This is a genomic window from Actinoplanes subtropicus (assembly GCF_000721705.1).
Taxonomy (GTDB): domain Bacteria; phylum Actinomycetota; class Actinomycetes; order Mycobacteriales; family Micromonosporaceae; genus Actinoplanes; species Actinoplanes subtropicus.
In genome coordinates, this window is sequence record NZ_JOJL01000153.1 from 1 (window position 1) to 467 (window position 467).

The 467-nt window shown below is 62.7% G+C and carries 1 pseudogene; it reads left to right on the forward strand.

The annotated features are described in order from the left end of the window. Window positions 1–96: 96 nt before the first annotated feature. Window positions 97–467, forward strand: a pseudogene (locus IH26_RS61055) (hypothetical protein); the annotation flags it as partial.

Sequence of the window (467 nt, forward strand, 5' to 3'; positions counted from 1 at the left end):
CGGTCGAGGACCAATAACCCTCTAACAATAGATAATCAGTGGCGGCCAGGAAGAACAAGACTTGATCTTGACTCTGCTCGGGATCAGGCTTATGTCATGCTCTGGGACCCAGTCTCAACAGTGCAACGCGCTCTTTGGATCGGAGGAGGCCAGTGGGCTGGGAAATCCACCGTCGCGGGCATCATCGCCGAACGGTACGGACTCACCCACTACCATTACGACTACCACGACGCCCGCGGCCATTGGGACCGTCGGACGGCCCAGCGACTACGCCGCGGAGAGCCAGTCGTCGAGCCGGATGCGGAGCGTATGTGGATCTCGTCGACCGTCGAGCAGGCCTGCGACGACGCCCTCGCCGTCTTCCGCGAGCGCTTTGAGTACGCGCTCGACGACCTCCGCGCCCTCGCATCACCGCGTCCGATCATCGCCGATGGCTGGGGACTTCGTCCTGAACTCGTCGCCCCGCT